6 protein-coding genes are annotated in these 6,767 nt (G+C 48.8%); 4 read left to right on the top strand and 2 right to left on the bottom strand.

The window, feature by feature from the left end; translation table 11 throughout:
- The coding region (locus tag AB7U36_RS15430) for a homocitrate synthase/isopropylmalate synthase family protein (protein ID WP_428160608.1) at positions 1-1,046 on the top strand (1,046 nt) is incomplete at its 5' end.
- Between the two features lie 2 nt (positions 1,047-1,048).
- Here AB7U36_RS15430 and AB7U36_RS15425 read toward each other — a convergent pair.
- Positions 1,049-1,348 (bottom strand): nucleotidyltransferase domain-containing protein, encoded by a 300-nt coding sequence (locus AB7U36_RS15425; protein ID WP_428160607.1) that lies wholly within the window; start codon positions 1,346-1,348, stop codon positions 1,049-1,051.
- Complete coding sequence (locus AB7U36_RS15420; protein WP_428160606.1) at positions 1,345-1,761, bottom strand: nucleotidyltransferase substrate binding protein; 417 nt, start codon at positions 1,759-1,761, stop codon at positions 1,345-1,347. Before AB7U36_RS15420 ends, AB7U36_RS15425 begins: the two co-directional genes overlap by 4 nt.
- A gap of 157 nt (positions 1,762-1,918) precedes the next feature.
- Between AB7U36_RS15420 and AB7U36_RS15415 the strand changes: the two genes are divergently transcribed.
- From AB7U36_RS15415 to AB7U36_RS15405, 3 genes are all read left to right on the top strand, one after another.
- On the top strand, positions 1,919-3,463 hold the full coding sequence (locus AB7U36_RS15415) for a sensor histidine kinase (protein ID WP_428160605.1): 1,545 nt from the start codon (positions 1,919-1,921) through the stop codon (positions 3,461-3,463).
- Positions 3,456-4,781, top strand: a complete 1,326-nt coding sequence (locus tag AB7U36_RS15410; protein WP_428160604.1) for a sigma-54-dependent transcriptional regulator — start codon at positions 3,456-3,458, stop codon at positions 4,779-4,781. The genes AB7U36_RS15415 and AB7U36_RS15410 overlap by 8 nt, the downstream gene beginning before the upstream one ends.
- Before the next feature lie 370 nt (positions 4,782-5,151).
- Positions 5,152-6,767: histidine kinase dimerization/phospho-acceptor domain-containing protein (locus AB7U36_RS15405; RefSeq protein WP_428160603.1), on the top strand; the 1,616-nt coding region annotated here is incomplete at its 3' end.

Below are 6,767 nucleotides of genomic sequence, written 5' to 3'. Positions count from 1 at the left end.
TTGCCCGTCAGCTTGCAGTATGCGGCGTTGACGAGATTGATGCGGGCATCCCTGCCATGGGTGAGTTTGCATGCCGGGAAATCCAGGCCTTTGCCCAGTTGAACCTGCCCAGCATGCTCACCTGCTGGTGCAGGGCAATCAAAAAAGATATTGAACTGGCCATTGGCTGCAATACTCCCGGGGTGCACATCAGTTTTCCCACCTCGTCCATTCTGCTCAAAACCTTTGAAAAAAATGAGGCGTGGGTGCTGGAAGCCCTGGATGAAACCGTCCGGTTCAGCAGACAGTATTTTGACCAGGTCTCCGTGGGGGCCCAGGATGCCACCCGCACGGACATGGATTTTCTTTTACGGTTCTGCCGGGAAGCCATAGGATTAGGCGTCCACCGGGTACGGCTTGCCGATACAGTGGGCATGATTACCCCGTCCGCACTCATGGATATGATAGAGACCCTTTTAATTCGTCTTCCGGGACTGGCCCTGGAATTTCACGGACACAACGACCTTGGCATGGCTACGGCCAATGCCGTGTCTGCCGTGGATGCAGGCGCTAAAGCCATCAGTGTCACGGTGAACGGACTTGGGGAGCGGGCAGGCAATGCCCGCCTTGAAGAGACGGCCATGGCCCTGTTCGGTATTGGTGCAAAGAAAAGTAATATGCGCCTGTCAGGACTTGCCCGGCTATGCAATACCGTGGCAAGGTTTTCAGGACAGCAGATCCATGCGGCCAAACCCATTGTGGGGTCACGGATATTTTCCCATGAATCCGGGATCCACTGCGCAGGCCTGTTGAAAAATACACAATCCTATGAATTATATGATCCCGGGCAGGTGGGCAGGCACAATCCAAGGCAAATGGTTTTAGGGGTGCATTCAGGCTCGGCAGCCATAAAACATGCACTGGCCCACCGCAATATTCATATTGATGCAGATGCGGCCCAAAGGCTGCTGCCCCGGGTCAGGGCGGCGGCTGCCGCAACAAACAAGCCCGTATCCCCGGAACTGCTTGAATCCATTTATCGCCGGACATTCTGCACCGGACGTTAGTTTTATGGATAAATAGAAATGCCAACCCCATTGATATGGTCGATCAGGGCCTGATTTTGAATATCCGATAAAGATTTTACATCAAATTTATAGGGGAGGGGCAGTTCATCCAGTTCCATGGCCATGGATTCAAGTTCCAAATTGTTCTGAATACCTGTCACGACAAGATCAATATCGGAATTTTTCCTGTAATTTCCCTTGGCACGGGAGCCGAAAACCAGAACCTTCCCGATCTTGGGATAACGCCGGAAAACCGAAAACAGAAAGATCAATTCGGCATTGGTCAGCCCGATATCCTTCATGACTCAATCTGCCTGGCCATAAGCCATTCATGGAGATCTCCCAGGGTGGACAGATAAAAATTATCCACGGCTTCCAGAACTTTTTTAAAATTTGAGAAGTCATAGGTATGGGACAGAAGATTCCTGTGGAGCATCATATCCACCCATATTTGCCCCTCCTTGATGAGTCCTGCAGCAAAGGCCTCTTTGATCACGTTTCTTGGGGTAACGGGAGATATAACAACCCCGTTATCTTCAAGATAATCTTTCATGGTCTTCCAGGCCAATTCATAGGAATACGCAAACCGTTGGATAACACCCTCCTGTTCCAGGTCGGACAGCTGATCCAGGGGCTGGTCCTCGAGGGCTGAGCGGAGCAGGATAAAAGCACGGTCAAAATTTTGAAACCGTTGTTTCCACCTGATGTCATTCATATTGGTGTTCCTTGCTTAATTTTTTTCATTCATAAAAATACGGTACACGACCATAAAATTTTGATACAAGAACAAGCATGGAGCCTTCTTGCCAAAATGTACTAATGCATTCCACCCATCTGGGCGGACATTTTGCTGAACAAATTTCACGTTGACCATGAAATTTGAATGTAACGGAATGGTATCACATATCCCCAGGCGATCAATAAGATTCAAAATTTTTCTGGTAAGCCTTCTGCCAACTATTGCGCTGATCGCAGCCGCATTTCTCAACCATCAATATCTGACAATCCTGGGAGAAAGCGCAGAACAAATCCTGTCCAAAAACTACAAAAGCATCAAGGCCGCCCAGGAGAGCAGAAAATTATTAGAAGAGATACGAAATCTTTTTCTTGCCCCGGTTAACAGGGAAGAGCGTTTAGCGGATATCCCCCCGGAGCTTGTAAAAAAAATTTCTGATGCGCTTAATATCTGCAGAGACAACATAACGGAAAAGGGTGAACTTGAACTCATTGACCGACTGCTTGAAAGTTATTCTCAATATAAAAAAACAGTTTCACTCCTGGACAAAAAAAAATCAAGGGTATGGAATGAGCATGAATTTTTCGACATTTTTGCCATTACGGCAGAGATGATTCTGAGGATTGATGAGCTTGTCTCGGTGAATGAGCAGGCTATGGAGCGGGCCGAAATAGAGACCCGAACCCTTGCAGGGCAGGCCCAGAAAAATGCCGTGATATTCTTCGGGGTTATTATTGTGATACTATCGGGTTTAAATTATTTTTTTTCACACAGAATCGTAATGCCTATTATTAAATTGGCTGATCAACTGTCCAAAATTAAAGAAGGAAGTGGCGACTATCCCAATATGGCTATAAAAGCCAATGATGAAATCGGTGTCCTTGCCAGAGCGTTTAATCAACTTTTCCAACGGATTTCACACTATGACAATCATCGGGATAATATTATTACCGCAGAAAAAGAAAAGGTGCGACAGGGCGAAGAGGCAAAAGGCAGATTCATTGCCGATATCTCCCATCAGTTGAAAACGCCCATGACATCATTAAGCATGAGCCTGGGGCTGCTGCAGAGCCGAGGGGAAAAGTTAATTCCTGAAAAACAAAAAAAGCTCTATGATACCGCTTTTGACGATTGTTCGAGACTGGCGGCTCTGATTAATGAGCTGGTGGATGTTTCCCGCCTTGAAACCATGTCCCAACCCCGCCCTAAGGAGACCCTGAATATTAAGATGGTGATTACCGAATCTGTCTCCCCCTTGGTAAAGCAGGCTGAGAAAAAAGGGATTGCAATTCATCTGGATATCCCGGGTAATTTACCTGACGTCACCATTGATTCCTTTCGATTCCCCTGGGTCATAACAAACTTGATTGGAAATGCGCTGAGGTATACCTCAAAAGGTGGAATCATACTTTTCAGGGCCTACTGGCAGGGAGGACGGTGCTATTTCACATGTTCCGATACAGGAGAAGGAATAAAGCCTGAATATCTTCCGCATATTTTTGACCGGTTCACCCAGTTTTCAGAACGGGGGAAAAGCGGCACCGTCGGTCTGGGCCTGGCCATTGTAAAAGATATCATTGACCAGCACGGAGGGGATATCAAGGTGAAAAGTCGGGTGGGTGAAGGAACGGTTTTCACATTCTGGATACCCGGCAGCATCAAGGAGAATACAGATGAATAAAGTCCTGATCATTGACGATGATTCCAATATTATGACGACACTGAAGATTTATTTTGAAGAGAATAACTTTAAGGTCTTCAGCGCAGAAACGGCAGAGAAAGGGCTTTCGTGTGCCAAGAGTCAGCTTCCTGATTTAATTTTGCTGGATTTGAAACTGCCGGATAAAAGCGGCCTGGATGTTCTCCAGGAGATTATCGAAAGCGGAATCAAAACCCAGGTGCTGATGATTACGGCATATGCCAGTATAGAAACCGCTGTGAGTGCAGTGAAAATGGGGGCCTTTGACTATCTGCCCAAACCTTTTGTGCCGGGACAATTGGATCTTGTGCTGGAGAAAATCAAGCGGTTCAGTCAAATGGAAAACGAAATTGCTTCCCTCAAGGGCATCTTCTCCGAAGGTGGATTTATAACCCGCAATTCAAGGCTTTTGAAAATTCTTAAAACAGCAAGGCAGGCTTCGGATTCTGATGCCACCATACTCATCGGCGGTGAGAGCGGAACCGGTAAAAGCCTTCTGGCCAGGCTCATTCATGACTGGAGCCCCAGATCGGAAAAACCTTTTGTCGTGGTGGACTGTGCCGCCTTTCAGGAAAATCTGCTGGAGAGTGATCTCTTCGGCCATCTTAGGGGGGCCTTTACCGGGGCGGTCAAGGATAAGCTTGGCAAACTCAGGCTTGCGGACGGGGGCACTGTCTTTCTTGACGAGGTGTCTGAAATCCCGAAATCAATTCAGGGGAAGCTGCTCCGTTTTATTCAGGAGCATGAGTATGAATGTATCGGAGATCCGGAGCCAAAATCTGTGGATGTTCGCATTATTGCTGCAACCAACAGAGATCTGGAGGCTATGGTCGAGGAAGGTGTGTTCAGAAAGGACCTTTACTTTCGTCTCAATGTGATGGAGCTTTTTCTGCCCCCGCTCAGGGAACGTCCGGAGGACATAAAGCTGCTGTCTGAAATGCAATTGAGAAAATCCTCCCGGGTAAACGGAAAAACGGTCCGAAGTATGGACCAGACCGCACTGGAGAGATTTCAGGCATATCCCTGGCCGGGCAATATCAGAGAGCTTGCCAATACCATTGAGCGGGCCGTAATTACAGCCAGTGGGAAGGTACTCACAGACAAGGATCTGTCCCCCGGTATATTAAACTATAATCCGGATCAGTCTACGCATGAAGGATTGGAATGTCTGGCTGAAATTGAAAAACAGCATATCCGGAAGGTCATTCTGAACACGGTCTCCCTTGACGAAGCCGCAAAAATACTGGGAATTGATCCTGCAACGTTGTGGCGAAAAAGAAAAAAATACCAGCTTGACTGATCTCAATATGTTGGAGTGAAACATAAGAGGATTGATCAGGGCGGTAATCCCTAAAATCAATCTGATGTTGGCACTGTTCGACCCGTATGCGTTTCCTATTTTTCAATCAGGTATTCAAAACATCAGACCCAACGACTCGTGCAAAGTGCAATGCGGTTTTATTGCAAAATTCAAGGGTTCTGAATTGAACAATTTTAATTTGGCGGCGAAAAGAAACCAACTATTTGTAAATAAAGCAAAAAAATACAAAGGCATTCTTTTTGCTAAGTTCCAGGGCCATGGTGCCGACATAGAAGGGATTGATCAAAAAATCAGGTGGGATGCATCAATTGATTTTACATAATTGATTCTACTCAAAAGGATGGCTGATATGACATTAAAAAAGAAAATTCTGACCGGGTATGGTGTGGCCTTTTCCCTCATGGGACTTGTGTTCGTATGGTCGGTTGCCAACCTCGTCTCCCTGGGCAAAGCTTCGGATGCGATCCTGAATGAGAATTACAAAAGCATCCTGGCTGCGGAAAACATGGTGGATGCCCTGGAACGTCAGGATAGCGGTATCCTTCTGATCTATCTTGGAGAGTCGGAGACAGGGACCTCACAGTTCAGGGAGAATGAAGCCTTGTTTCTGCAATGGCTGGCCCGGGCCAAGGATAACATCACCATCACGGGGGAGGCGGATCTGGTTCGTGAGATTGAGGCTGGATACAGGGCGTACCGGTACGGGTTTTCCCAATGGACCGATTTAAAGGTCCGGCCCGCCTCATACCGGAAATCCGTTTACCCTTTGTTTACAAAGGTGAGGGACGCCTGTATCGGCCTGCGCCGGCTCAATGAGGACACCATGTATGCCGCCAGTGTGAAGGCCGGTGTTGTGGCGAACCGGGCGATTTGGTCCACATCGTTTGTGGCGGGTGCCGCGCTGGTTGTGGCCCTGATTTTCAGCCTTTTTCTTGCGGAAAAGGTGGTACGGCCGATTCGGGGCTTCATGGCGGCCTCAAGAAAGATCTCGGCTGGGAACTACGCCGTACAGGTGCCTGTGGAAACCGGCGACGAACTGGGAAGCCTGGCCAGGGAGTTCAACGAGATGGCGACAAAGCTTCTCCGGTATCATGAGATGAATATCGAGCAGATCATCTCTGAAAAAAACAAGGGAGAGGCCATACTCTCAAGTATTGAGGACGGGTTGGTGGTGTTTGACATAAAGCTGAACATCACCAGCATCAACCCTGCCGCAAGGGAAATGCTGGGGATGACCCTGGCGGAGACGGTCTTGCTGCAGTGCACGGATATCCTGCCCGATTCAAATCTATGCGACCTGATCCGGGAAACGATCGAAACCGGCTCCCATCCGAGTATTCCGGAGGATGAACGGATGGTTGTCCTGACTGCGGGTAACCGGACCCGGCACTGCCTGTTTTCGGTTACCGCCATCCTGGGCAAGGATCGCCATCTTTCGGGAATCGTGCTTCTGCTCCGGGATGTAACCCGGCTCAAGGAAGTTGAACAACTCAAAAGCGAATTTGTCATGGCCGCATCCCATGAGCTGCGCACCCCTCTCACCAGCCTGGGAATGAGTGTAGATCTTCTGCTGGAACACGCTGACGGTGCGCTGAAGGAAAAGGACCATGATCTCCTTTGGGCCGCCCATGAGGAGGTCCTCCGCATGAAAGCCCTTGTCAATGATCTGCTGGATCTTTCAAAGATCGAAGCCGGCCGGATCGAAATGGAATATGACAGCGTCCGGGTCGCGACCCTTTTCGATCATGTCCGGACGGTTTTTAAAGGCCAGCTGGATATGCAGGGGGTTGACCTGGTGTCTCAGATTCCCGGTGAACTGCCCAGGGTCCGGGCGGACGCAAACAAGATCACCTGGGTCCTGACCAATCTGGTTTCCAACGCCCTCCGTTATGTGGGCAGGGGCGGGCGCATCGCGCTTCGGGCCCAGAGAATCGGGCCGAATGTCCACCTGTCTGTTCAGGACAA

The sequence above is a fragment of the Desulfobacter sp. genome (genome assembly GCF_050177295.1).
Note: the sequence above shows the minus strand (reverse complement) of the source record. Positions and strands in the feature narration are given on the sequence as shown.

Bases quoted from the DNA above. Each gene is read 5' to 3' on its own strand.
- AB7U36_RS15425 (WP_428160607.1), bottom strand. From the start codon at position 1,348: ATGAAGGATATCGGGCTGACCAATGCCGAATTGATCTTTCTGTTTTCG.
- AB7U36_RS15420 (WP_428160606.1), bottom strand. From the start codon at position 1,761: ATGAATGACATCAGGTGGAAACAACGGTTTCAAAATTTTGACCGTGCT.
- AB7U36_RS15415 (WP_428160605.1), top strand. From the start codon at position 1,919: ATGAAATTTGAATGTAACGGAATGGTATCACATATCCCCAGGCGATCA.
- AB7U36_RS15410 (WP_428160604.1), top strand. From the start codon at position 3,456: ATGAATAAAGTCCTGATCATTGACGATGATTCCAATATTATGACGACA.